The 25,818-nt window shown below is 65.6% G+C and carries 15 protein-coding genes and 1 pseudogene; 10 read left to right on the top strand and 6 right to left on the bottom strand.

The window, feature by feature from the left end:
* Positions 1-132: 132 nt before the first annotated feature.
* Positions 133-1,599, top strand: a pseudogene (locus NFW30_RS15270) (PilC/PilY family type IV pilus protein); the annotation flags it as partial.
* A 401-nt stretch (positions 1,600-2,000) separates the two neighbouring features.
* Here NFW30_RS15270 and NFW30_RS20110 read toward each other — a convergent pair.
* A complete protein-coding gene (locus NFW30_RS20110; RefSeq protein ID WP_363322114.1) occupies positions 2,001-4,493 on the bottom strand; it encodes a putative transposase in 2,493 nt (830 codons plus the stop codon).
* A gap of 734 nt (positions 4,494-5,227) precedes the next feature.
* Between NFW30_RS20110 and NFW30_RS15265 the strand changes: the two genes are divergently transcribed.
* Positions 5,228-5,983, top strand: a complete 756-nt coding sequence (locus tag NFW30_RS15265; protein WP_295351594.1) for a VWA domain-containing protein — start codon at positions 5,228-5,230, stop codon at positions 5,981-5,983.
* A gap of 170 nt (positions 5,984-6,153) precedes the next feature.
* Positions 6,154-6,903: a DUF1194 domain-containing protein gene (locus tag NFW30_RS15260; protein ID WP_295351593.1), complete on the top strand. Its 750-nt coding sequence runs from the start codon at positions 6,154-6,156 to the stop codon at positions 6,901-6,903.
* A gap of 304 nt (positions 6,904-7,207) precedes the next feature.
* Here the strand turns inward: NFW30_RS15260 and NFW30_RS15255 are convergent, their stop codons facing one another.
* The 3 genes from NFW30_RS15255 to alaS form a co-directional block, all read right to left on the bottom strand.
* Positions 7,208-7,690: an NUDIX domain-containing protein gene (locus NFW30_RS15255; RefSeq protein WP_295351590.1), complete on the bottom strand. Its 483-nt coding sequence runs from the start codon at positions 7,688-7,690 to the stop codon at positions 7,208-7,210.
* Positions 7,687-8,721 (bottom strand): low specificity L-threonine aldolase, encoded by a 1,035-nt coding sequence (locus NFW30_RS15250; RefSeq protein WP_295351588.1) that lies wholly within the window; start codon positions 8,719-8,721, stop codon positions 7,687-7,689. Before NFW30_RS15250 ends, NFW30_RS15255 begins: the two co-directional genes overlap by 4 nt.
* 83 nt (positions 8,722-8,804) lie before the next feature.
* Positions 8,805-11,420: an alanine--tRNA ligase gene (gene alaS, locus NFW30_RS15245; RefSeq protein WP_295351585.1), complete on the bottom strand. Its 2,616-nt coding sequence runs from the start codon at positions 11,418-11,420 to the stop codon at positions 8,805-8,807.
* Between the two features lie 47 nt (positions 11,421-11,467).
* On the opposite strand from alaS, the gene NFW30_RS15240 reads away from it, so the two are divergent.
* From NFW30_RS15240 to NFW30_RS15215, 6 genes are all read left to right on the top strand, one after another.
* Positions 11,468-11,740, top strand: a complete 273-nt coding sequence (locus tag NFW30_RS15240; protein ID WP_295351582.1) for a hypothetical protein — start codon at positions 11,468-11,470, stop codon at positions 11,738-11,740.
* A complete protein-coding gene (locus tag NFW30_RS15235) occupies positions 11,737-12,294 on the top strand; it encodes a FlgO family outer membrane protein (RefSeq protein WP_295351579.1) in 558 nt (185 codons plus the stop codon). The genes NFW30_RS15240 and NFW30_RS15235 overlap by 4 nt, the downstream gene beginning before the upstream one ends.
* Positions 12,295-12,455: 161 nt before the next feature.
* Positions 12,456-12,608: a hypothetical protein gene (locus tag NFW30_RS15230; protein WP_295351576.1), complete on the top strand. Its 153-nt coding sequence runs from the start codon at positions 12,456-12,458 to the stop codon at positions 12,606-12,608.
* Between the two features lie 271 nt (positions 12,609-12,879).
* Complete coding sequence (kaiC, locus tag NFW30_RS15225) at positions 12,880-14,586, top strand: circadian clock protein KaiC (protein WP_295351573.1); 1,707 nt, start codon at positions 12,880-12,882, stop codon at positions 14,584-14,586.
* A 16-nt stretch (positions 14,587-14,602) separates the two neighbouring features.
* On the top strand, positions 14,603-14,920 hold the full coding sequence (locus NFW30_RS15220; protein ID WP_295351570.1) for a circadian clock KaiB family protein: 318 nt from the start codon (positions 14,603-14,605) through the stop codon (positions 14,918-14,920).
* A 21-nt stretch (positions 14,921-14,941) separates the two neighbouring features.
* On the top strand, positions 14,942-18,019 hold the full coding sequence (locus NFW30_RS15215; RefSeq protein ID WP_295351567.1) for a response regulator: 3,078 nt from the start codon (positions 14,942-14,944) through the stop codon (positions 18,017-18,019).
* A gap of 105 nt (positions 18,020-18,124) precedes the next feature.
* Here the strand turns inward: NFW30_RS15215 and NFW30_RS15210 are convergent, their stop codons facing one another.
* Entirely contained in the window at positions 18,125-18,289 is a 165-nt protein-coding gene (locus NFW30_RS15210; RefSeq protein WP_295351565.1) for a hypothetical protein, read from the bottom strand.
* 49 nt (positions 18,290-18,338) lie between these two features.
* On the opposite strand from NFW30_RS15210, the gene NFW30_RS15205 reads away from it, so the two are divergent.
* Positions 18,339-19,934 (top strand): methyl-accepting chemotaxis protein, encoded by a 1,596-nt coding sequence (locus NFW30_RS15205; protein WP_295372327.1) that lies wholly within the window; start codon positions 18,339-18,341, stop codon positions 19,932-19,934.
* Between the two features lie 153 nt (positions 19,935-20,087).
* On the opposite strand, the gene NFW30_RS15200 is transcribed toward NFW30_RS15205, so the two are convergent.
* Positions 20,088-25,811 carry a PAS domain S-box protein gene (locus NFW30_RS15200; protein WP_295351560.1) on the bottom strand — a complete coding sequence of 1,908 codons (5,724 nt, stop codon included), beginning with the start codon at positions 25,809-25,811 and terminating at the stop codon, positions 20,088-20,090.
* Between the last annotated feature and the right edge of the window lie 7 nt (positions 25,812-25,818).

Below are 25,818 nucleotides of genomic sequence, written 5' to 3'. Positions count from 1 at the left end.
CCGGAGAGCAACACGCAGAGCAACATCGACGACCTCTGGCATGCGGCGGTCAATGGCCGCGGCACCTACTTCAGTGCGACCGACCCGTCGTCGCTCGCCGCCGGCATCAGCGGCGCGCTGCAGACGGTCACCGTGCGCGACGGCGCCCTCGCCGCGGTGACGGTGACCAGCGCGAATCTCGCGCCGGGCAGCAACGCGATTTTCGAGGTCTCTTTCCGCGCCGGCGAGTGGTCGGGCGACATCGTCAAGCGGACGATCGACGGCACGACCGGCGCCATCTCGACCACTGCGGCGTGGTCGGCGCAGGCACGGCTGGACGCCAGGGTCTCCGCGGGGACGCATAGCGCGCGCACCATCTACCTGTTCGAAGCCGGCGGCAACAGTTCCGGCAGCGGCGTCGACAACCTCAAGTTCTTCCTCTGGGCGAATCTCAGCACCAGCCAGAAGAACAACTTCCTGTCGCCGCACATCGATACCCTGACCCAGCTTTGCACCGTCGGCACCACCTGCCTGACGACCACATCCAGGGCCAGCGCCGAAGGTGAGAACCTGCTCAACTTCATCCGTGGCGACAACAGCAACGAAGGGCCGCTCACCGACCTCGGCAAGTACTATCGCCAGCGGGCGCACATCCTTGGCGACATCGTCGGTTCGGAAGCGGTGTACGTCAAGGAATCGCCGTGGAACTACGTCGACTACAACTATGCCGGCTTCAAGACCGCCAACCAGAGCCGCACCGCGATGGTCTACGTCGGCGCCAACGACGGCATGTTGCACGCCTTCGACGCCAGCACCGGCGACGAGGTGTGGGCCTACGTGCCGGGCGCGGTCCTGCCACGGCTGTACAGGCTCGCCGACAAGAACTATGGCGCGCAGACCACGCAGAACATGCACGTGTTCACCGTCGATGGCACACCGGTGGTCGGCGACATCTGCGTCAGTGACTGCGCCACGCCCGCATCCGGCTCGCTGCCGACGGTCTGGAAGACGATCCTCGTCGGCGGCCTGAACAACGGCGGCCGCGGCTACTACGCGCTCGACATCACCAACCCGGCGGCGCCGAAAGCCTTGTGGGAATTCACCCACAACGACCTCGGCTACAGCTACGGCAACCCGGTGATCACCAAGCTCAAGGACGGCACCTGGGTGGTCGTCGTCACCTCGGGATACAACAACCTCTCGCCCGGTGACGGCGGTGGCCACCTGTTCATCATCCGGGCGAGCGATGGCACCCTGCTGCGCACGATCTCGACCGGTGCCGGCGACACCACGACGCCGAGCGGCCTGTCGCGCATCTCCGCCTGGGCCAACTTCCCCGACGCCAACAATACCGCGCAGCGCGTCTATGGTGGCGACCAGCTCGGCAATCTCTGGCGCTTCGACGTCAACGGTGACATCCCGCTGCCCGCCACCCCGCCGGCGACACCGGTGTACGACGCACAGCGCCTCGCGACGCTGAAGGATCCGGCTGGTGTCGCACAACCGATCACCACCCGGCCGGAACTCGGCAAGGTCGGCCCGCACGCCGTCGTCTTTGTCGGCACCGGGCAGTTGCTCGGCACCGACGACCTGGCGACGACGCAGACGCAGACGGTTTACGCGATCAAGGACCGCCTGCTCGACCTCGACTACGGCAGCCCGCGTCCCCTCAGCCCGCCGCAGACGACGCCGCCACCGGGCGACTTCGTCGCGCAGACGCTGACCTCGGCGACCTGCCAGGCAGGCAACCCGTTCTGCACGGCCGGCCGCCCAATCGTCACCGGCACCAACAACCCGGTGGACTTCGACGTCAACGACGGCTGGTATGCCGACTTCCCGGTCGCCGGCGAGCGCGTCAACACCGAGCTGCGCCTGCAACTGGGAACGCTGGCGCTGAACACCAACACGCCGACCATCGGCGCCTGTGTTCCGGTCGGCATCAGCTTCGCCTACTTCTTCGACTACGACAGTGGCGGCCCGGTCAACGGCACCAATGGACTCTCGGCAATACGCCTCGGCGATTACCTGAGCAGCGCGCCCAGCGTCATCCGCCTGGTCGACGGCACGATCAGGGAACTGATCCGGACCGACACTCCCAGCACCATCAGCACGCCGGTGCCGACGGCACCCTCACCGCTCGACACCCGCCGCGTGTCCTGGCGCGAATTGGTCACCGAGCAGTAGCAGAGGTTGCTCCCGAAGAAGAAAGCCGCGCGAGCGGCTTTCTTCCTGTCCTCGTCCATTCTGCCATTGAAGCAGCGGTCACGCAGGCACAGACAACCTGATCTCACGGATTTTGCGAAGTACCGAGTTGGAGGATCAAGCGGAGGTTGGTGCGTGGGAAGACGTGGGAAGACGGTCTCGGTCGCGTTCAGCTCGTCGCAGAGTGCCCGGACGGCGCGGTCCGAGACGGCATTGGCTTGATGGTGGAGGCGAACGGTCAGGGTGCCGGCCTGCGGATCGGGCAGCAAGTCGGCTTCGGTCGTGTAGATCGCGCGTAGCAAGCTGCGGACCTCGTCTGGGCGGGCAAGAAGCGGCGCCAGGATGTTGGCCATCGCCGTTTCCGCACGGTAGGCGATCATCTTGAGCGTGTCGAGCAATTGCTTGCTGTGGGTGCTCAGCCGGCGAAACCGGCTTTGCTCCGGCAAATCCTTGGCCTCGATATGGGATGGGGTTTGCTTGCGCTGCTCCTTGACGGTCTTGAGTTCCGCTTGAAGCTGCTCGATCTCGTCGTGGGCAGCGGCCTTCCTGGCGACAAAGGACTCGACTTTCTCCGGGTCAATCGTTTCGTCGAGGTTGAGCGCGCCGAATTGTGCGAGCCGGCGGCTGAGCTTGCTGGCCAGCGCGCGCACTCGCCCGTCGAGGGTTCGCCAGGCCGGGTTGACGACGCGTGCGGTATCAGGAATTTCTTCCGTCTGGTAGTCCGCCAGGCGGTCCAGGGCGAAGTGTTCGCGGGCATACTTGAAGAAGTTTTCCTGAGACCAGCGGGCGAACAGGGTCGCCGCCAGGGGGCCGATGCCGGACTGATGGTCCGTACTGATCAAGGCGACCTGGCGACCGGTGTCGCAGAGCTTGCGGACCTCGCGGACCCACACCACTTTGCCGAGCAGCGTGCCCCGTTCGGCGAGCCGCATGCGGACCTGCTCGCCGCTGTGCAGCGCGACCGTTGTGTCGACGAATTCCTCGGCGGACCAATCGTCGCCGGGATATTTGCGATAGGAGAGACAGGCCACGCGACGTGCCTTCAGGCGCTGGAACAACCCGGGGCTATAGCCTTCACGATCGAAGACCAGAGTGAAGCGGTGGCGTAGCGGATCGGCTGCGAGCAGCTCGGCGCTCGGTTGATCGGGAATGTCACGTTCCAGGCGAGGCAGGATCTCGCCTTCAAGGACCTTGATCAGGCCCGGATCGACGGATTGCGTGACCCGGAAGAAGGGCTGTCCGCCGATCGCGTTGACCCAGTAATCCGCGGTCGCCCGCTGGCACAGTCGCTGGCGCGCGACGTAGTGGCGCGGCAACTCGGTCTGCCCGCCGTAGTACACCCGGACATGCGCATCGACGTAGAGGATGCCCGCTTGTTCGGGCGCCGCCGCCATCCAGCGCCGACACAGGTCGGCGCTCCATTTCTCGGCCCGAGCGCCCTCGCTCAGGAGCCCTATCTTTTCGCGCAGGGTGCGCACTTCAGGAATCCGATCCAGACCCAGGAGCTTGCCCCACTCGCCCGGCGCGCACGAGCGCAGGGACTCCACCGACTTGAGTCGCGCCAGCGCCATGAAGGCAATCAGCATCAACAGGCTGTCGATCCCGTAGTACCCCGGCGGCAAGGGAAGCTCCGCGGCGCCTTCGAGCAAGCCAACGGCCAGCAAGGCGGGCAGCGCAAAGAGCACCCCGCCCCGCGGCACGTCGACGGCCGCCTGGAACTGTGGCGCGACCGCGTTCAGACCGCCCACGCTGGCTGCGACCCGATCTTGCACGTTGCTTGCCGCAACGCCCATCGGGGCTTCGCTGTCGCGCGCGCTGCGCTCGCTCTTGGTGCTCGAGACGAGCGTACCGGACTCTTTCACCACGGCAACATGCAACCGCCCGGCACGGACCGCTTTCGACAGGGTGTCGATCTTGATCCCCAGTTCTGCCGCAACCACCGGGATGGTCTGTCCGCCATCGAACAGGGCTTGCGCCCGCTGCAACACCTCTGCCGTCAGGACCGCCGGGCCGCGGCGCCGCGGCGGAACATGGAACCCCTTCGGCCCTTCCTGACGATACCGCTTCAACGCGCGCTTGACGCTCAACGCGGGCACCCCGAAAGCGCGCGACACGTCCACCACGCGCACGTGACCCTGCGCGATCAATTGTGCCGTGATCATCCGGAAGGTCGCCAAATCCTCCTGCGCATGACTGAACACCGGCAGGACGCCGTGGAAATACACCACTCGCCCGTCCTGCTTCCCGACCGACAGCAGGCCCTTGATCGCCGTCACCGAATCAGGAAAGATCGGCAAGAGCAGTTGGGGCATCGGATTCTCCCGCAAGATCGGCGTCGCGCCAAAAAAACTCGACTATCTGCCTTCAGCGGTATCTTGGCAACATCTGCCCCGCACTTGGGCGGAAATCCTCTCCTGTGCTTGATCGCGGCGCTAACCTGATGACTTACCTCGCATTCCTGACGCCACTTGTGCAGGCGTCATGGCGCCGAGATCAGGTTGTCTGAGGCAACGGCCAACAATCCCGCGCGACGCCGACGGGAAGCGAGGCAGCCGCTCGTCGGAACCGAGCACCAGTGGCTGCTCAAGCAGCCGCCTTCGCCAGCCAACCGGGGCGCACTGGCGAAGGGGTTGGCTACACTCTGCGACATCTGATGGAGGCCGTCGGTCCATGCCTAGCAACGGGTTCTACCCGCTCGAGGACAACCCGGCGAGAGCGCCGCGTCTGGGGGTGGCTGCGCTGGCCGCTTGCGCACAACCGCCTTGCCATCGCCGATCGCGACTCTCGTGCGGCGATTGACAACAGGACCCGGCGCCACACCGCGGTTGGCGTTGTCTGCCGCCTGCACCCACCAGCACGCGAAGCTGCGGCTGTACGGGCTCTGTCGGATTACTTTACACTCGACGATCACGCATCCGGAGACATCCGGGCAACCTATTGTTCTACTGGATCTTTTTGATTCTGGCACGAAGTATGCTTTACGTCTACCAGGACTCGCTTCATTGGCCAGTCGTGACTGAAGACCACCCACAACTAGGAGAAAACCATGCAACTCAAGAAAATCGCCATTGCGCTGGCATTGGCCGGCAGCACGATCGCCGCGGGCTCGGCAAATGCAGCCGTGATTGATCTTGGCTTCGTGCTGGACCGCTCGGGAAGCGTCGGCTCGGGCAACTGGACTAGCGTGACATCGGGCTTGGCAAACGCTCTCGCTGTCATTCCGACAGCAGGCCCGAATCAGTACCGGATCGCAGTGTCCTCGTTTGCTACAACGGCTTCTGTAGATGTTTTGCCAGTCATCCTGACCGCAGGGAACCTTGCAGGCATTCAGGCTAGCATCAATGCCATCGCTTTCACTAACGGTAACACGTGCATTCAATGCGGTACCACTGCGCTCACGAATGCTTACATTGCTGACGGCGGCCTCAGCTCTTCCAGCCTGATGAACATTAGCACCGATGGCGTGCCAAATATCGGCGAGACAAACGGTACGACGCTCCGCAACAGCCTGACCGCCAGCGGTTGGGACAGCATCAGCGCTGAGGCTATTGGCAACTTCAACCTCTCCTTCCTGCAGGCCTTGGTCTCTCCCAACCCGGGAGTGACCACGAATGATCCGAATGCTCTTCCCAACCCCTTGGTGCAGGGGTTCGTCCTGACGGTTGCCAATTTCGATGACTATGGGCCTGCGATCGCCGCCAAAGTTCAGAATATCGTCGACCTTCCCGAACCCGGCAGCGTCGCGCTGCTCGGTGTCGCTCTCGCCGGAATCGCCGGTCTGCGCCGCAAGCAGGCTTCCTGATCGGGTTCTCCCCAGTCGGAAAACCGGCATCCAGGGGGTGCCGGTTCTTTTCATTTTCTTCCCGCAGTGCCGTGCGGCGCGTCCTTTCTGGAGCGGTGCGCAGGACTCGACTCTATGGTGTCCGCGAGAAGAATCGTTCTTCCCAAACCGACCAACTAAGTGAGGACAACATGAAAAAACTCACCAAGGCACTCGCTACCGCAGCGGTCGCCGTCTCCGCCGCCTACATGCCCGCCGCCAACGCCACCAACGTCGCGCTCGAACTCGCCCTCCTGGTCGATGTCTCCGGCAGCGTCATCGGCACCGAGTACAACCTGCAGAAGGGAGGCTACGTCGCCGCCTTCCAGAATCCGGGAATTCAAGCCGCCATCGCCGCCCTCACGGGCGGTATTGCCGTGACCTACATCGAGTGGTCCGGTGCCGCCCAACAGTCGGTACAGGTTGGCTGGACGCACATCACGGACGCAGCCTCGGCGAATGCCTTCGCCGCGGCCATCAATGGAACGACCCGCGCCTTCTCCGGTTCGACCGCCCCGGGCAGCGCGATCAATTTCGCCACCCCGCTGTTCACCAACAACTTTGACAGTCTGCGTCAGGTGATCGACGTCTCGGGAGACGGCGCGCAAAACCAAGGCGACAATACCGCAGCCGCGCGCGACGCCGCCCTCGCCGCCGGCATCGACACGATCAACGGGTTGCCGATCCTCGGTGAAGCCGGTCTGCTCGCTTGGTACCAGAACAACATCCAGGGCGGTGCCGGTTCCTTCACGCTGCCGGCCAACGACTTTGCCGACTTCGAAAGGGCCGCCATTACCAAGATCGGTCGCGAGATCACGCCGACTCCCGAGCCGGGTTCGCTGGCCTTGGCCGGCCTCGCCCTCGCCGGTGTCGCGGGCCTGCGCCGCAAGCAGCGTTCCTGATCGCAGTTCGCAGTGGAAAGGCCGGCACCCTCGGGTCGCCGGCCTTTTTCATTCTGCACCCGGCCGACTCGCCTGAGGCCGAGACGCTCGGAGTTCGCCGGGTTCCGGTCCATCGGCGCGATCACCGCTGCCTTCAATCCTTGTCAGCCACGCTCGGGGTTCGTCAGGCACCGTCGGTGCGAGGACGGCCACCAGTCCGCGGCGATCGCCTGCTCGCAGGCCAGTGGATCGCCGGTGCCGCCGGAAGGATCAGGCGGGCCGGATGGCGCAGCGCCTGGGGCGGCAGCGGCGGCGCGGACGCTCATCAGCGCGGCCGCGCGAGCCAGTCGCGGACCGCCAGCCCGGTGCCGAAATCCCAGGGTTTGAGCTTCTCGGCAGCGATCAGCCGGAACTCGGCGAGTTCCTCGTTGAGCCTGATCTCGCCGTGCGCCGGCAGATGGTAGGCGATGACCACCTCGTGCCGGCGCGCAAACGGATAGACGCCGATCAGCGTCGCGGTACCGGTCGTCAGACCCAACTCTTCGCGCACTTCACGCGCGACCCCGGCCGCAGGATCCTCGTCGCGTTCGAGGAAACCGCTGATCAGGCCGAAAGCGCCGGGCGCCCAGGCACGGTTGCGGGCAAGCAGGATGCGCCCCTCGTACTCGACCAGAGCCGCCAGCACCGGCGCCGGATTGTCCCAATGGACGAAGCCGCAGCCGGCCGCGCAGACCTGCCGCCGGCGACCGCCTTCGTCGCCGGCGACGAGTGTCGCGGCGCAACGCGGACAGAAGCGCCAGTCGCTCATTCGCCGCCGGCCGCCAGTTCGCGAATGTCGGCGAGCAGGCGATCGACCGTCTCCGGCGCGGTATCCCAGCCGCACATGAAACGGCTGCCGCCGGCGGCGATGAAGTCGTAGAACAGCCAGCCGCGCGCGCGCAGCCCGGCATCGACATGCTCTGGCAGGTGCACGAAGACGCCGTTCGCCTGCACCGGAAAGATCGCCGGCCAGCCGGTCGCCTCGGCCAGACCGCCGGCCAGCCGGCGCGCCATCGCGTTGGCGTGCGCCGCATGCCGCAGCCAGGCTCCGTTTTCGAGAATGCCGAGCCACGGCGCCGACAGGAAACGCATCTTCGACGCCAGTTGCCCGGCCTGCTTGCAGCGATAGGCAAAGTCCTCGGACAGGCGGCGGTCGAAGAAGAGCACCGCCTCGCCGACCGGCAATCCCATCTTGGTGCCACCGAAACAGAGGACATCGACGCCGGCGCGCCAGGTCACGTCCGCCGGACTGACGCCGAGACCGGCGACGGCGTTGGCAAAGCGGGCACCATCCATGTGCACGCGCAGGCCGTACTCCCGCGCCGTGTCGGCGATGGCGCGCAGATCGTCCGGGCGGTAGACGGTGCCGACCTCGGTCGCCTGCGTCAGCGTCACGACTTTCGGTTTCGGATAGTGGATGTCGCTGCGCCGCGTCACCGCCTCGACGATCGCCGCCGGTGTCAGTTTGCCCTGCTCGCCGGCGACCGGCAGCAGCTTGGCGCCGTTGGAGAAGAACTCCGGCGCGCCGCATTCGTCGGTGGCGACGTGCGCCAGGCGGTGGCAAATGACGCTGTGGTACGACTGGCAGAGCGCCGCCAGCGCCAGAGAGTTGGCCGCCGTGCCGTTGAAGACGAAATAGACGTCGCAATCGGTTTCAAAGACGGCGCGCAGGCGGTCGGCGACACGCAGCGTCCATTCATCGTCACCATAGGAGCGGACGTGGCCGTCGTTCGCCGCCAGCAGCGCGCTGAGCGCCTCCGGGCAGATGCCGGCGTAGTTGTCGCTGGCGAAATGCTGCATGGCCGTCGTTCAGCGACCCGGTCGCCGGCCGGCTGGCGGCAGCGAGCAGCGGCGCCAGCCGGGCGCGGTGCTGCGGCGCCGGATCAAAGCCGCTGCTCGACCCAGGCACGCACCGACGCCAGCGCCGCCGGCAGCTTCGCCGGTTCGCTGCCACCGGCCTGCGCCATGTCCGGGCGACCGCCGCCCTTGCCGCCGACCTGCTGCGCGACCATGTTGACCAGCTCGCCGGCACGGACCCTGCCGGTCAGGTCGGCGCTGACGCCGGCGATCAGCGTGATGCGTTCACCGCTGGTCGACGCCAGGACGACGGCAGCGCTCTTCAGCTTGTCGCGCAGCTTGTCGATCGTCGACCGCAGCGTGTTGACGTCGGCGCCGTCGACCACCGCCGCGACGACATGTGCGCCCCTGACGGCGACCGCCTGCGCCAGCAGATCGTCACCCTGCGACGACGCCAGCTTCTGCTTCAGGCGCGCGAGTTCGCGCTCGAGCGAACGGACGTTGTCGAGCACCTGCGCCAGCTTCGCCGGCACCTCTGCCGGCGGCGCCTTGATCGCTGCCGCAGCTTCGGCGAGCAGCGCCTGCTGCTCCTGCACCAGCGCCAGCGCACCATCGCCGGTGACCGCCTCGACGCGCCGGACGCCGGCGGCAACGCCGCTTTCGGCGACGATCTTGAACAGACCGATGTCGCCGCTGCGCTGCACATGCACGCCGCCACAGAGTTCCTTCGACGAGCCGATGGTCACCACGCGCACCTCGTCGCCGTACTTTTCGCCGAAGAGCATCATCGCTCCTGCCCGCCTGGCCTCGTCGATCGGCAGCACCGCCGCCTCGCGCGCGGCGTTGGCGAGGATCTCTTCATTGACCAGGACCTCGACGCGGCGAATCTGCTCGGCAGTCATCGGCGTGTTGTGCGCGAAGTCGAAACGGGTCCGCTCGGCATCGACCAGCGAGCCCTTCTGCTGCACGTGCGCGCCGAGCACCTCGCGCAACGCCCTGTGCATCAGGTGCGTCGCCGAATGGTTGCGCACCGTGCGGGCGCGCGCGACGACGTCGACCCGCGCGGCGACCCGGTCGCCGACGCTGATGCGGCCGGTGCGGACGACTCCCTGGTGGCCGAAGACGGCGGCCTGGATCTTCTGCGTATCCTCGACGGCGAAGATCCCCTGCGGGCCCTGCAGCGCGCCACGGTCGCCGACCTGGCCACCCGACTCGGCATAGAAGGGGGTGTCGTCGAGGACGACGACGCCCAGCTCGCCCTCGTGGAGCTGCTCGACGGCGCTGCCATCGCGGTACAGAGCGAGTACGCTGCCGTTGCACTCGAGCGCCTCGTAGCCATGGAAGGCGGTTTCCGGGCCGCTGTATTCGAGTGCCGCCGCCATGCGGAACTTGCCGGCCGCGCGCGCCTGCTCCTTCTGCTGTGCCATCGCCGCATCGAAGGCGGCGACATCGACCCGCACGCCACGCTCGCGGCAGACGTCGGCTGTCAGGTCGAGCGGGAAACCGAAGGTGTCGTGCAGCTTGAACGCGGTCCGCCCGTCGAAGACGCCGTCGTCGGCCAGTGCCGCCAGTTCGCCCTCGAGGATGCCCATGCCGTGCTCGATGGTCTCGAAGAAGCGCACCTCTTCCTGCCGCAGCACCTCGACGACGCGCGCCTGCTCGCTGCGCAACTCGGGATAGGCGCCACCCATCTCGGCGACCAGGTCGGGCACTAGGCGATGGAAGAACGGCGCGCGCGCGCCGAGCTTGTAACCATGCCGGATGGCGCGCCGGATGATCCGTCGCAGGACGTAACCGCGCCCCTCGTTGCCCGGAATCACGCCATCGGCGATCAGGAACGAGCAGGCCCGGATGTGGTCGGCGAGGACGCGCAGCGACGGGCTGCCGAGGTCGCTCGCCGCGGTTTCGCGCGCGGCGGCGGCGATCAGGTCGACGAAGAGGTCGATCTCGTAGTTGCTGTGCACGTGCTGCAGGACGGCCGCCGTGCGCTCGAGCCCCATGCCGGTATCGACCGACGGCTTCGGCAGCGGGTGCATCACCCCGGCGTCGTCGCGGTTGAACTGCATGAAGACGTTGTTCCAGATCTCGATGTAGCGGTCGCCCTCCTCGTCCGGCGATCCCGGCGGCCCACCCGGAATGCCCTCGCCGTGGTCGTAGAAGATCTCGGTGCATGGCCCGCAGGGACCGGTATCGCCCATCATCCAGAAGTTGTCCGAGGCGTAGCGCGCGCCCTTGTTGTCACCGATGCGCACCACGCGCTCGGGCGGCACGCCGATGTCGCGCGTCCACAGGTCGTAGGCCTCGTCGTCCTCGGCATAGACGCTGACCCAGAGTCGCTCGGGCGGCAGCCCGTAGACGTCGACCAGCAGTTCCCAGGCGTAGCGGATCGCGTCGCGCTTGAAGTAGTCGCCGAAGGAGAAGTTGCCGAGCATCTCGAAGAAGGTGTGGTGGCGCGCCGTGTAGCCGACGTTCTCGAGATCGTTGTGCTTGCCGCCGGCGCGAACGCACTTCTGCGACGTCGTCGCCCGCAGGTAGGGCCGCTTGTCGAAGCCGAGGAAGACGTCCTTGAACTGGTTCATGCCGGCATTGGTGAACAGCAGCGTCGGATCGTCATGCGGCACGAGCGAACTCGAGGCAACGATCTGGTGGCCCTTGGATTCGAAGAACCTGAGGAACTTCTCGCGGATTTCAGCACTTTTCATCGTCGTCGGTGGCCGTCGGGGCGTTTTCGGGGAGTCGCGATTCTAACTTGAAAGTCGCGCCGGCGACCGCAATCGGCACCCCCAGCGCCGCCTTCCGCGGCATGGCCACCTCCGGCGGCATCGACATCTATCGCTGGAACGTTTCCGACTGGGCCAGCGGCCCGACGCCGCAGACCGAGATCATCGTCACCGTGTCCGCCAGCGACGGCCAGCGCTATCTGGGTCGTGTCAGCAATGTCTATTACGTTGCCGACCGCGATGCGTCGCTCCATCTCGGACCGCCACAACTCTACGACATCGCCCTCGGAGGCGATCGATGAAGGCGCCCGCTCTCGCCGCGACCCTCATCGCCTGCGCCGCCGCCGGCTGTGCCACCGCGGCGGCCCGCCAGCGCGTACCCGAACCCACCTACGCCGAGGCGGCGAACAGCGAACTGGTCGCCAGCAACTATCGCGCCGCCGACGCCCTGATGGCGCAGTTCGGCGGCACCCCCGCCGGCGGCCCGCTGATCGTCGCCACCGCGGTCAATATCGATGCCCTCGAGTTGTCGTCGACGCTCGGCCGGATGATTTCCGAACAGGTCTCGGCGCGCTTCTCGCAACGCAGCTGGCTGATGGTCGAAATGAAGCTGCGCGGATCGATCTACATGCGGCGCGGCGAGGGCGAACTCATCCTCACACGCGAGATCGGCGAGATCGCGCGCACCCACCAGGCGCAGGCGGTGATCGGCAGCTATGCCCTTGGCGCCAGCACGGTCTATGTCAATCGCAAGATCGTCCGGCCAGGCAGCAACGTCGTCCTCTCGGCCCACGATTACGTCCTGCCGGCGAACCAGGAAGTCCGCACGATGCTTGGCCGCAGCATCAGTCGCTGAGGGCGACGAGACGGGCCCAGCGGCGCCGCTTTCCCGGCGCAGACGGCGCCCGGCGCATCGCAGCGGGCATTGCGGGCTTTCGCGATGTCCTCCTGTAATGTCCAGACGCGATTGAGCGACCGCGGCACCTGTGCGAAGCGCATCCGATTGATGAGCACTCGGTGCTGCGCAGCGTCGTGCGCGAATTCCTCCACGACCGGGAGGTGATCCAGCGTCCCGTCGCCGAGCCCTACCTGCCGCTTTCCAGCAACGCCGCGGACGGCCCTTCGGCACTGGGTGATTTCGCGCACCATCAGCCACGGCACACGCTCTGAAGAGGGATCGCGCGCCTTCCTTGCCTCGCCAGCCTCATCGAAACCTGTCGCCGTCGCGGAGCATCCGCCTGGCAGTGCCTCGGTACCGTCATCGCCGCCGCTCGCAAAGGCTTGCAGCTTCCAACGACTCCCAACGATCCCCGCCATCCCGGAACATGTGCCGGGGAGTGAATGATTGCGGACCCGGACCCCAAGAAACGCCGTCGATTCATTGACAAGAAGATCATCTTGGAGTGGAATCGGTCCCATTACCCTCAGATGCAATAGTGCCATGAACGCACCCAGTCCCGTCCTTGACAAGTGCCCGACCGGCATTGCCGGTTTTGACGATCTTTGCCTGGGCGGGGTGCCGCGCGGGCGCGCGACCCTGCTCGCCGGCCAGGCCGGCGCCGGGAAAACTCTGTTTGCCATGAGTTTCGTGCTCAATGGCATCGAGCGCTGTGGGGAGCCGGGGGTCTTCGTCAGTTTCGAGGAAAACCCGGGCGAACTGGCCGTCAACATGGCATCGCTCGGCTTCGACCTCGAACGGCTTCAGAAGGAAAAGCGCCTGCACCTCCTGCACCTCCACCTTGACCCACATGAACTGATCGAGGCCGGCGAGTTTGACCTTGACGGCGTCTTTCTGCGCCTGGGCGCCGCCATCGACGCCATCGGTGCGCGTCGCATCGCCCTCGATGCCGTCGAGAACCTGTTCTCCTCCTTCTCCGACCTGCGCATCCTGCGCGGCGAATTTCACCGGCTGCTGAACTGGATCAAGGACAAGGGCATCACCGCGATCGTCACCACCGAGCGCGGCAGGGATTCCATCACCCGTCACGGGCTGGAGAAATACCTCGCCGACTGCGTGGTGACCCTCGACAACCGCGTGGATGCCCAGATCGCCACGCGCCGCCTGCGCATCGTCAAGTATCGCGGCTCGGCCCACGCCAGCGACGAGTGTCCCTTCATCCTCGATCGCAATGGCTTCTCGGTGATGCCCATCACCTCGGCGGGGCTGGCTTATCCGGTGAGCACCGAGCGCGTCTCGACCGGCATTCCCAGCCTCGATGCCATGCTGGTCGGTGGCATCTTCTGCGGCAGCAGCGTCCTGGTGACGGGTACCGCCGGCACCGGCAAGAGCAGCATCGCCGCGCATCTGGTCGACGCCGCCTGTCGGCGCGGCGAACGCTGCCTGTATGTGGCGCTCGAGGAATCCCCGGATCAGGTCGAACGCAACATGAGCTCGATCGGCTTCGACCTGGCGCAATGGCGGCGTGCCGGTTTGCTGCGTTTCCATGCTTCGCGCCCCACGTCGAGCGGGCTCGAAACCCACCTTGCCACCGTTTTCGCGCTGGTCGATGAATTCCAGCCGAAGTTCGTCGTGGTCGATCCGATCAGCGCCTTCAGCACGGCGAGCAATGACGAGCCGGTCAAGCTGATGCTGATCCGCATGGTCGATCGGTTCAAGTCGCGTGGCATCACCTCGCTGTTCAATGCGCTGACCTCTGGCAATACCATGGCGGAGTCGACAGCGATCGGCGTTTCCTCGCTGATGGACGTCTGGTTCCTGCTGCGCAACCTCGAACTGGCGGGCGAACGGACGCGCGGCCTGTACGTCTGCAAGGCGCGCGGCATGGCGCATTCCAACCAGATTCGCGAATTCCTGCTCACCGACGAAGGCGTGCGGCTGGTCGATGTCGTGCTCGATGACAACGGCCAGCTGCTGACCGGGTCGGCCCGCCAGATGTACAAGAGCCAGAAGGAGGGCGATGCAGCGATGCGCAGGGCCGCCGCCGGGCGCCGTCGTGCCGCTCTGGATAACCGGCGCCAGGTGGTCGAGGCGAAGATCGCCGCGATGCGCGCCGAATTCGATGAGGAACTGCGCGTGCTCGAGGCCGAGCTGAGCCAGGAGGACGCGGACCAGGACGCCGCCGAACGGGCGGCTGCCGCGATGGCCAGCCGGCGCAGTGGCGGCAGCCGGCGCGACGAGGATCAATGAGGCAGCGGAGAACGCCATGAACGACAATGATTCAAACGAGATACAACATTCCCCGCCCCCCGGCGACTGGGTATTGCGCCTGTACATTGCCGGCCAGACGCCCAAGTCCCTCGCGGCGATGTCCAACCTGCATCGCATCTGCGATGAACATCTGGCCGGCAAGTTCCAGATCGAGGTCATCGACCTGCTGGAAAGGCCGCAACTGGCCGAAGGTGATCAGATCATCGCGATCCCGACGCTGGTGCGCAAGCTGCCCGAGCCGATCCGCAAGGTGATTGGCGACCTGTCCAATATCGAGAAGACCCTCGTCGGGCTTGAGTTGAAGTCACTCTAGGCCACGTTCCGGATCACGCCCGTGCCTGGTCGCGACATGGACATCGAGGAACTTCGCCGCCGCCTCGAAGAGGCGGAGTCGGTCATCGAAGCCCTGCGGGATGGCAGTGTCGACGCCATGGTGTCGACGAGTTCCGGCATGCGCTGGTTTGCCGGTTCCGAGCGGCTCTATCGCGCCTTCTTCGACGCCATGAACGAAGGTGGACTGACGCTCGATGAATCGGGGCGCATCCTGCATTGCAATCCGCACTTTGCCGCAATGGTCGAGGACTCCGTCGAGCGGATTCGCGAGCATGGCTTCCAGGACTATCTGGTGCCGGCGGACCGCGACCGCGTGCACGAACTGCTTGGACGTGGCGTCGCCGGCACGATCGAAGCCGATCTGTGCGGGAGTTCGGGAAAAGCCCAGCCGGTCCTGCTTTCGATGACCCGACTGGAGGTCGAGGGCCAACGTCTGGTCTGCATCGTCGTCACGGACATTCGCGAACAGCGCGCGACGGCGCTGGCCGCGATCCAGGATTCCGAAACGAAATTCCGGCTGTTGGCGGAGAACTCCAGCGACGCGATCTTCTGGGTCGACACCGGCGGACGCTACAAGTACATCTCGCCGGCATGCCTGCAACTGACCGGCTATGGGCCGGAGCAGTTTCTGGACGATCCCCGCCTGATGTCGCGCATCGTCCACCCCGAGGACAGGGCGGTGTATTTGGCGCATCTCGGTGGCGGCGCGACCGATACCTCGGAGCTTCAGTTCCGGATCGTGCGGCTTGATGGCACGACGCGCTGGATCAACCACCGTTGTCGCCCGATGCATGACGATGCCGGCCGGCATGTCGGGCGTCACGGCAGCAATCGCGACATTTCCGAGAGCAAGCGCATCGAGGGATACGAGCGTATCCGGCTGCGCTCGCTGGAGCTGCTGGCCAGCGATGCGCCCTTGGCCAGTGTGCTTGCCGCCATCGTTCGCGGCGTCGAGGAGGTTCACCCCGAGATGCTGTGCAGCATCCTGTTGCTGGACGAGGAAGGGCACCGGCTCGGCGAAAGCGTCGCCCCCAGCTTGCCCGATTTCTACAACGCGGCGATCGATGGGATGGAGATCGGAATCGGCGCCGGATCCTGCGGAACGGCGGCGTTCACCGGACAGCGCGTGATTGTCGAGGACATTGCCAGCCATCCCCATTGGTCCTCATTCAGGGAGCTCGCCGCACGGGCGGGCCTGGGCGCATGCTGGTCCGAACCCATACTTTCCTCATCGGGGCGCGTGCTCGGGACCTTTGCGGTGTACCACCGCAAGCCGTTCTCGCCCGCCCCCGGCGATCTGGCGACGATCGAACAGGCGGCCTACCTGGCGCGCATCGCCATCGATCGACGCAACACCGAGGCCGAAATACGGCAGCTGAACGCCGACCTGGAGCGGCGTGTCCAGATGCGAACCGCTGACCTCGAGACCGCCAACCAGGCGCTCAGCCACGCAAGGGACACTGCCGAAGCCGCGAGTCGTGCCAAGAGCACCTTCCTCGCCAACATGAGCCACGAGATCCGGACGCCGCTGAACGCGATCATCGGCATGACCCATCTCCTGCGACGCAACTGCCATGATGCAGGCCAGGCGGACAGGCTCGCCACGATCGCCGCATCCGCCGACCATCTGCTCGGTGTCATCAGCGATATCCTCGATGTCTCCAAGATCGAAGCCGACAAGGTCGTTCTGGAGAAGTCCGATTTCGAAATCGATGCCATGTTGTCGCGCGTCGCGGCGATGGTCATCGACCGCGTCCAGCAAAAGCGCCTCGAACTCGTTTTCGACACGGCGCCCGGACTCGGCACCGTCAATGGTGATGCCACGCGCCTGGGCCAGGCGCTGCTCAACTATCTGGGTAACGCCATCAAGTTCACCGAGCGCGGCACGATCACCCTGCGCACGCGCCTGCTGGAGGCCACCCCCGGCTCCGTCCTGCTGCGCTTCGAGGTGGTGGATACCGGCGTCGGCATCGCTCCCGAACACCTGCCGCGCCTGTTCCAGGCCTTCGAGCAGGCCGACGGTTCGACGACCCGGAGGTACGGCGGTACCGGCCTCGGACTGGCTATCACCCGCCAACTTGCCCGCTTGATGGGCGGCGATGCCGGCGTGGAAAGCACCCCTGGCGCCGGTAGCACGTTCTGGCTGACGGTCCGCCTCGGCAGGGTTGCCGCCGACCAGGATCGCCATCTCATTCCGCAGTTGCAGGGCAAGCGGGCGCTGGTGGTCGACGATGCGCTCGTCGCCCGGCTGGTCCATTCCCGGTTGTTGGGCATGGCGGGGCTGGAATGTGAGGCAGCCGCCTCGGGATCGGCAGCAATCGACATCGTCACGGCCGGCGAACGGGACGGGCAGCCTTTCGACCTGGTACTGGTCGACCTGCTGATGCCCGACATGGACGGCTTTGAAACCCTGGCGATGTTGCGCGTCCTGCCCCTGCAGCACCCTCCGGCAATCTGGCTGGTGACGGCATCGGGCAGTCCGGCAGTCATCGACGATGCCCGCAGGGCCGGCTTTGACGACGTGCTGCCGAAGCCCTTGTCTACCAACCTCCTGCACGAAAGGTTGACGCGCCACCTGACTGCGCTGGCAGGCGACACGGCCGCGCCAGCGATCACGAACAAGCCGTTGGCGGCTGCTTCGGCCGTTTCGGCCGTGTCGGACGAAACGGCGCTGCGCTTGAATCATTGTCACGCCTCGCTGCTGCTGGTCGAGGACGAACCGGTCAGTCGGGAAGTGGCCCTGATGATGCTGGAGGGCTTTGGCTGGCAGGTGGATACGGCCCGCAATGGCCAGCAGGCCGTGGAGAGGGCAGGCGCCAGGGAGTACGATCTGATCCTGATGGACATGCAGATGCCGGTGATGGATGGAGTGGAGGCAACCCGACTCATCCGGCAACTGCCCGACCGGCAACATGTACCGATCATCGCCATGACGGCCAATGCGTTCAGCGAGGACCGCGATGCCTGTCTCACGGCAGGCATGAATGACTTCATCGCCAAGCCGACGACCCCGGACTGCCTGTACAGCATGTTGCTCAAGTGGTTGTCGAAAGCTGCGATTCTGGCGCTGCCCGGCTGACGATCAATCCGCTGCCACTGCGGCTGCCGGCGCCGTGCGAAAGCAGTGGGGACGGGAGACCCCTTCGTTCCCCTACTCGTGCCTGCGCTCGACGACGTCCTGACCTCACCAGCCACCGGGGCTGTCGAAACGCACCGTATCCCCTTCGCCCGCCCGGAGCAGTGCGCACGCCAGCGGCCCGCTGACCGGCACCACCGTCGTCAGGATCGCCAGCCTCGAGTTGTCCTCGACGCATGCAGCACGCTCGGCCGGTCGGAAGATCCGCGGCACGGCGAGGCGCTATATACTTTCGCCGCTTTCCATGCGACAGGGAGACAAGATGAGTGTGCGACATCGCCTCATGGCTCTGATTCTGGTGGCGATCATCGCTCTGGCAGCGGTGATCACGGTCGCCATGTTCGGCATCTCGCTGCTGAAGGCATCGCAATGGGAGAGTGGCGAGCGAAACCGCGCGCAGGCGATTTCCCTCGAGGCCTCGTGGCTTGGCGTCCGGTATTACCAGATCATCGCGGACGCCGTGATCAACCGCGACCTTGTCGCTGCCAGGAAGTCACTGGAAGCGCTCGACCAGGAGGCCCAGCGTGACCTGGAGGCACTCACCCGTGATGCCGACACGGCACAGGAGAAGGCCGACGTTCAAAGGGCGCAGGAGGGGATTCGAGCAATGCGCAGCCTCTTCCACGACGAACTCCTGCCCACCCTGTCCAGCCAGAATGAACTTTCTCACGCGATCCGCGAGATCGATGGCAAGGCTGACTCGATGGTGCGCGACGTGCGGGAAAGTCTGGCGCGGATTGCCGAATCGATGCACCAGGAGGCCACCCAAGCCAACGAGGAGTTTCTCGCGACGGCGCGGCGAATGATCATTGCGGCGATTGTGATCGCCGGTCTGGCCGCGGCGAGTCTGATCTTCGCCGGAACCTGGGTTGCCCGCTCGATCATGCGGCCATTGGATCAGGTCATCGACATCGCACGCCGCGTCGCCGCCGGCGATCTAAGTGCCCGTATCGAGCCCAGCGGCAGGGACGAATTCGCCGTGCTGCTGCGAAGCTGCAGGGAAATGCAGGACGGCCTGCGCGACATTGCCGCCCAGCTGCAGGGCAGCAACAGGCTGTCGTCGATGGGTTCCAGGATGGCCACAACCACAGCCCAGCTCTCGCTCTCGACCGAGCGTCAAAGCGAGGCATCGGTCGCCATCGCGGCAACCGTGGAGGAAATGGCGACCAGCGTTGCCGCCATCGAAGAACTGGCCGGTTCGGTTCGTGCGTCGGCCAGCAGCTCAGACACCTCCGGAAGCACGATCATCCGGCGAATGGTCGAAAGCGGTCGGCTGACCATCGCCGCGGTGAATCGGACTGCGGGTGAGATCAGCCAGCTCAACGAACTGTCGAATCAGATTTCGACGGTGGTCAACGTCATCCACGAAGTGGCCGATCAGACCAACCTGCTCGCGCTCAACGCCGCGATCGAAGCCGCCCGGGCGGGCGAACTGGGCCGCGGATTCGCCGTCGTCGCCGATGAAGTACGCAAACTTGCCGAGCGGACCGGGCAGTCCACCCGCGAAATCGGCCAGATGATCGAACGTATCCAGAGGGTCACCCACGACGTGGCCAACAGCATCGATGCCACGGTCCGCCAGATGAATCAGGTAGACGACCTGTCGCACGATGCCGAAGCAGCGGTCAACGCGCTCAGCGAACAATCGAAAACCATCGTCGATGCCGTCGCGGAGATCCGCACAGCACTGCTTCAACAGCGGGCGGCCAGCGAGGAGATCGCGCACAAGATCGAAGACACGGCACAAATGAGCGAGGAAAATGCGGCATCGGTCAGCGAAACCGCCAGCGCGGCGGCGCAACTGGAGCAACTCGCCACCACGTTGAAGACTGCGGCCTACCGCTTCAGGCTTTCCTGAGGGGATCGGAAGAGATCGTCGCGATGCCGACGACACCGGGGTCCGGGCGCGTGCGGTCGCCCTGGCCATGATGGCCGCTTGCGGATCCACCAGTCGACGCGCGACCGCGGCGCTCCGCAACGTGCGGCCGTCGCTCAGCGGGCAGTTCCCACCTCAGGCCAGGTGTTCACGGATGCAGGCCAGCAGGAGTGCCGGGACCACCGGCTTGGTGATGTAACCGACCGCTCCCGGATCGCGATGGTACGCCGCGTCGCCTTTGGGATCCGTCTCGGTGACCAGGATGACCCGGATGGCGGCGGTTTCGGGCGCGGCTTTCAGGCGACGCAGGACCTCGTAGCCGTCGATCTCCGGCATCATGACGTCGAGCAGGACCAGGTCGGGATAGGGTGGCCGACGCACCGCGCCGAGAGCGGCAGCGCCACCGTTGGCTACGCGAACCCGATAGTGGGGTTGCAACAGCGAACCGATGGCATGGAGGCTCTCCGCGGCATCGTCGACAAGCAGGATGATTTTGCGCTCATCGGTCCGGGCGGAATCGACGGACACGGGCGACAGCTTGGCTTCCCGTCCCGCCGACGACACACCGTCACCGGCACCCGACGTCGGGCGCAGCGCCTGCTCCGGCTCCGGCTCCTCCGGCCTGTGGTGGTGTGCCGTGAGCGCGGCCTGCGGCACCTCGGGAGGACCCGCAAACGGCTCCAGGAACGTCCTGTCGATCAGGGCCAGCGACTCCCCCGAACCGGCGACGACCCCTGGTAGGCGGGCCGGACCGTCAGATGCCATCGCCGCCGCATCGGCTGGCATCGGCACTGCAGTCAGCAGCTGGTGCCACGCAGATGCAAGTTCGGCAGACAGCCTGCGGACCAGCTCGCCGTCGCGTTCGAGGCTCTGATCCTCCTTCAGGCATGTATCGAGCCGCGTGGCGAGATCGGCGATGGCGAGCAGGCCGAGCGTGGCGGCGGCCCCTTTCAGCGAATGTGTGATGCGGCCGGCGGCCTCACGCTCGCCGGCCGCCAGTCGTGCGTCGAGGGCGGCCAGATCCGGTTCGTGCACCCTGACGAACTGTCCGACCAACCGCCGATAGGAATCAGCCCGTCCGTTCAGGAAGCGCAGGCCACGTTCGACATCGATGCCCGGGAAGCTCCGGAGTACATCCAGATCTGCCGCCAATGGCGTCGTGGCTGTCGTCGCCTGCGGTACCGCCGGGTCCTCGGGCTGACCGGCGGCGCCAGGCAACCAGCGCAGCAGCGCCTCATAGAGCAGCGCCGGATCGACCGGCTTGGTCAGCACCTCGCTCATGCCGGATTCGAGACAGGCACGACGGTCCTCGGCAAAGGCGTTCGCCGTCAGGGCAAGAATCGGCGTCGTGGCGTATGTGGCGATGCCGCGTATCGCTCTTGTCGCCTCGAGCCCGTCCATCTCCGGCATCTGCATGTCCATCAGGATCAGGTCGAAGCGCTGCTCGCCGACCATCTCGAGCGCGACGCGACCGCTCTCGGCGACGGCAACGTCCAGGCCGGCGGCGTGGATGATCTGGGTGACGACCTCGGCATTGATCGGGTTGTCCTCGGCCAGCAGCAGGCGAGCGCCGCGGTAGCCCTTGCGCAGCCGGATTTCGGCAGCCTGGATCGCGTCGGCCTTGTCGGGCATCGGCATCGGGCCGTGTCCGCGCTGCAGCCGGACGCTGAACCAGAAGGTGCTCCCATTCCCCACCACGCTGTCGACGCCGACTTCGCCGCCCATCATTTCGACCAGGCGCTTGGTCAGGGCAAGGCCGAGGCCGGTACCGCCGTACTTGCGGGCAGTGGAACTGTCCGCCTGCCTGAAGCTCTCGAACAGAAGCGCATGCTGCTCCGGCGTGAGGCCGATGCCGCTATCCGCCACCTCGAAGCGCACCTGCAGGGCCTCGCCGCGCGATTCCAGCAGCACGGCGCGGATGACGATGCTGCCCCGATCAGTGAACTTGACCGCGTTGCTGGCAAGGTTGAGGAGCGACTGTCGCAGGCGGGTGACGTCGCCGCGCAGCCAGAGCGGCACGCCATCAGGATCGACTTCAAGGTCGAGGCCCTTGCCGCGCACGGACTCGCGGATGATCGAGGCCACGTTGTCGATCACGGCGGAAAGGTGGAAATTGTCGGCTTCGATTTCCAGCCGCCCGGCTTCGATCTTGGAGAGGTCGAGGATGTCGTTGATGATCGACAGCAGGTGGCGACTGGCGACCTCCATCTTCTTCAGCCGCTCGACCTGTTCCGGCGTCATGGTGTCGGCCTGCATCAGGTAGTTGAGGCCGAGGATGGCGTTGAGCGGCGTGCGGATTTCGTGTGACATGTTGGCGAGAAAAGCGCTCTTCGCCGTGCTGGCTTCCTCGGCCGTCACCTTTGCCGCGCGCAGTTCCCGCTCGGCCTGCTTGCGTTCGGTGATGTCGAGCATGAAGGAAATCATGCGGCTCGGCGCGTCGCCCTCCTCGGGGTGATAGTAGACCGTCATCTCGACGGGAACGAGACTGCCATCCTTGCGGGTCTGTTCGGTCTCGAACTTCAGGAACCCCTGCTGGCGGATGCGCTCGTTGATTTCCCGGAAGGCCGGCGCCGGAAAGTTGCGATCGATGTCGGACACCGTGCGCTGCAACATCTCTTCCCGCGTGTAGCCGAGCAACTCGGCAGCGAACTGATTGACATGGATGAACCGTCCGCTGGCGAAGTCGACCCAGTGGATGCCGATGCCGACCTTGTCCATGGCAAACTCGGTGTCGCGCAGCTTGGCGTAGCTGGCGTGCAGGTCGGCGGTGTTCTGCCGCACCCGTTCGCCAAGCTCGTCGTTGAGGCGATGCAGTGCCTTCTCGGCTGCCTTGCGCTCCGTGATGTCCCTGACCACGCCATGGAGGGCACGCCTGCCGGAAAATTCCATGGCCGAAAGGGTCACTTCCGCATCGAAGTCCACTCCGTCAGCCCGTTTGTGCACCCACTCGAAACGATGGACTCCGTCGCGAGCGGCCTGTCCCATCAGGCGCTCGGCCTTCAGCCGGGAGGATTCGCCATCGGGTTGATATTCCGGTGACAGTTCCCCCGGATGGATGTCGAAAAAATCGGCCTCTTCGGTTTTCCCGAAGAGACGGATCGCGGCAGCGTTGGCCTGGATGAACCGATGTCCTTCCAGGATCCAGGCTGCATCGGGTGAAGACTCGAACAGGTGGCGAAAACGGGCTTCGCTTTCCTGCAGCCGCTCTTCAGCCAGCCTGCGCTCGGCAATGTCGATCCCGGCCCCGACCAACATCGGCTGGCCGCCCATCTCGATCCGCCGGCCAGTGAAGTAGTACTGGATGCGGCGACCGTCCTTGGCCACCAGCTCGGCCTCGGCATTGCTTTCGCCTTCGGCGAAAACCCGCCGGATGCGTTCCGCAATATGGGTTCGGCCCTCCCCTTCAAACAGGTCGAGGGCGTTGATTCGTGCCAGTTCATCGGCGCTGCGACCGGTCGCGTCCTCGAAACTCCGATTCCAGAAGGTGAGGGCGCCGTTTGCATCCATGGCATAGGAAATGCCAGGTATCGATTCGAGCAGGGTGTCGCGAATTCGCCTCTCCTCCTGCAATGCGGCCTCGGCGTTCTTGCCCGGCGTGATGTCGTCGTAGACTCCAAGCACCCCGACCACGGCACCCCGTTCGTCCCGCAGTGGCACTTTCGACGTCCTGAGAACGATCGTCCGGCCGTCCGGCGTGGCTTGCGGTTCCTCGAAATTCAGCCTGGGAACGCCGGACTCCATGATCTGGCGGTCGTCGGCACGACACAGCTCGGCCTGATCGGCCCATGCCATGTCGGAATCCAGCCGGCCGACCACCGCGTCGGGGGTGGCCTTGCCGGCGTCGGCAGCAAACAGGGGATTGCAGCCGAGGTAGCGGGAATTCCTGTCCTTCCAGAAGATGCGGACCGGGGCCGAATCGAGCACGGAGCGGAGGAGGGCCTGCGATGCAGCGAGTTCCTCTGCCGCACGCTGTTGCAGCGTGATGTCCTGCACAGTGCCGAGCCCGCGCAACGCTCTGCCGGCAGCATCGTGCTCGATGACAGCCCGTTCGCGTACCCAGCGCACTTCGTGGCCGACCACGATGCGGTGCTCGATGTCGTATGGTGCGCCGGAGAGTGCGGCGCACCATGCCACGCGCACGCGCTCCAGGTCATCGGGATGGACGCAGGCGAGGAAGCGCTCGAGGGTGAGAGGGCCACCGGAGGCGATGCCGAAGATGCGATAGGTCTCTTCCGACCATTCGAGCCGGTCGACGTCGATGTCCAACACCCAGCTCCCGACACGAGCGACGGCCTGGGCACGTTGGAGCGTCTCCCTGCTCTCCCGCAGCTCATCCTGCTGGCGACGCAACTCGCTGATGTCCTGGGCGATGCCCAGCACGCCGATGACGCCGCCGTCGGGCCGGTACATCGGCGTCTTGGTGGTCATCAGCAAGGCACGGTGCCCGTCGCTGGCATAGGTGATCCACTCTTCATTGACCGTCGGCTTGCCGGCCTGCATCGCGGCACGGTCATGGCTACGGAAAAACTCGGCCAGCTCCCGGTCCATGAAATCGTAATCCGACCTGCCGACGATCGCCTCTTCGGGATGCCCAAAGAAGCGCTCGAACTCGGCATTGCATGCGAGGTATGCGCCGTCCGGATCCTTCAGCCAGACCAGGTTCGGGATCGTCCGGACCAGTGCCTTCAGGAAGCCGCGTTCGCCTTCCAGGGCCTCGAGTGCGTCCTGGAGCCGTCCTGCGAGCCGCCTGTGGTCGGTAATGTCGATCAGCGTGCTCTGCATGCCGACCACGCTACCGGTGGCGTCGGTCAGTGGGCGCGAATTGTTGAGCACGGTGATGATGGCGCCGTCCTTGCGTCGCAACTTGTGCTCGTAGTTGACCAGTCGACCGCCGCCGAGCAATTGCTCATGCGCCGGCAGGACCGCAGCCGGCTCGGCGTCCACTTCCGGGATGCTCAGGGACAGCAACTCCTCCCGACTGTAACCCAGCAGTTCGAGGCCGGCCTGGTTGCTGTCGCGGAAGCGCTTGGCGTTGTCGAAAACGTAGATCGCCGTCACCGCCTCGTCGAAAATGCCCCGATACTTCTCCTCGCTGCTCCGCAGCCGGCCGTCGGCCAGCTTGCGGCCGCTGATGTCGCGAGCAATGGTGACAGCGAGGTTGCGGCCGCCGATCCGGGCATGCCGACTCGTCACTTCAGCGTCGCAGACTGAACCGTCCTTGCGAAGATAACGGGTTTCGACCGTGTGGACGGTCTCCGGCGACGGCGGCGAGCGGACGCCAGGATCAGCTTCGGACAGGCTCACATCCCAGTCCCACGGGTGCTTGCCCGGCAGCTCGGACAGCTCGTAGCCAAGCATCGATGCAAAGGGTTCGTTGGCTTCCAGCACGGTGTGGGTGTCGTCCAAGACGCAGATGCCATCGACCGTGTTCTGCAGCAGCGCGTGGTACCAGTCCGCCGCGCGGCGAAGGGAGTCACCAGCCGCCTTCTCGACGGCCACATCGCGGAACTCCCAAAGTACCAGTGGCCCTCCCCCACCTTCGAGGAAACGGCCGGAAATCAGGTGCGGAACATCGCCGCGCGGGGTGAACAAGCACGCCTCGAACTCGCTCACCCGTCCACAGCGATCGAGTTCGGCGAGGCAGCCGTCGCGCTCGTCGCTGCGCGCCCAGATGCCCAGTTCGATCACGGCCCTGCCAATGGCGTCCTGACGACCGATACCAGTGGTGCGCGTCCAGGCATCGTTGATGTCGACGATCCGACCCGTTGCGGCGCCCGTCAGCATCATGCCGTTGCTCGCGGCATCGAAAATCGCCCGGTAGTCGATGACGAAGGACGAATCGGGTTTCGGTGTGCTCATCTACCTC

This window comes from Accumulibacter sp. (assembly GCF_023806635.1).
In the GTDB taxonomy this organism is placed as follows: domain Bacteria; phylum Pseudomonadota; class Gammaproteobacteria; order Burkholderiales; family Rhodocyclaceae; genus Accumulibacter.
Note: the sequence above shows the minus strand (reverse complement) of the source record. Positions and strands in the feature narration are given on the sequence as shown.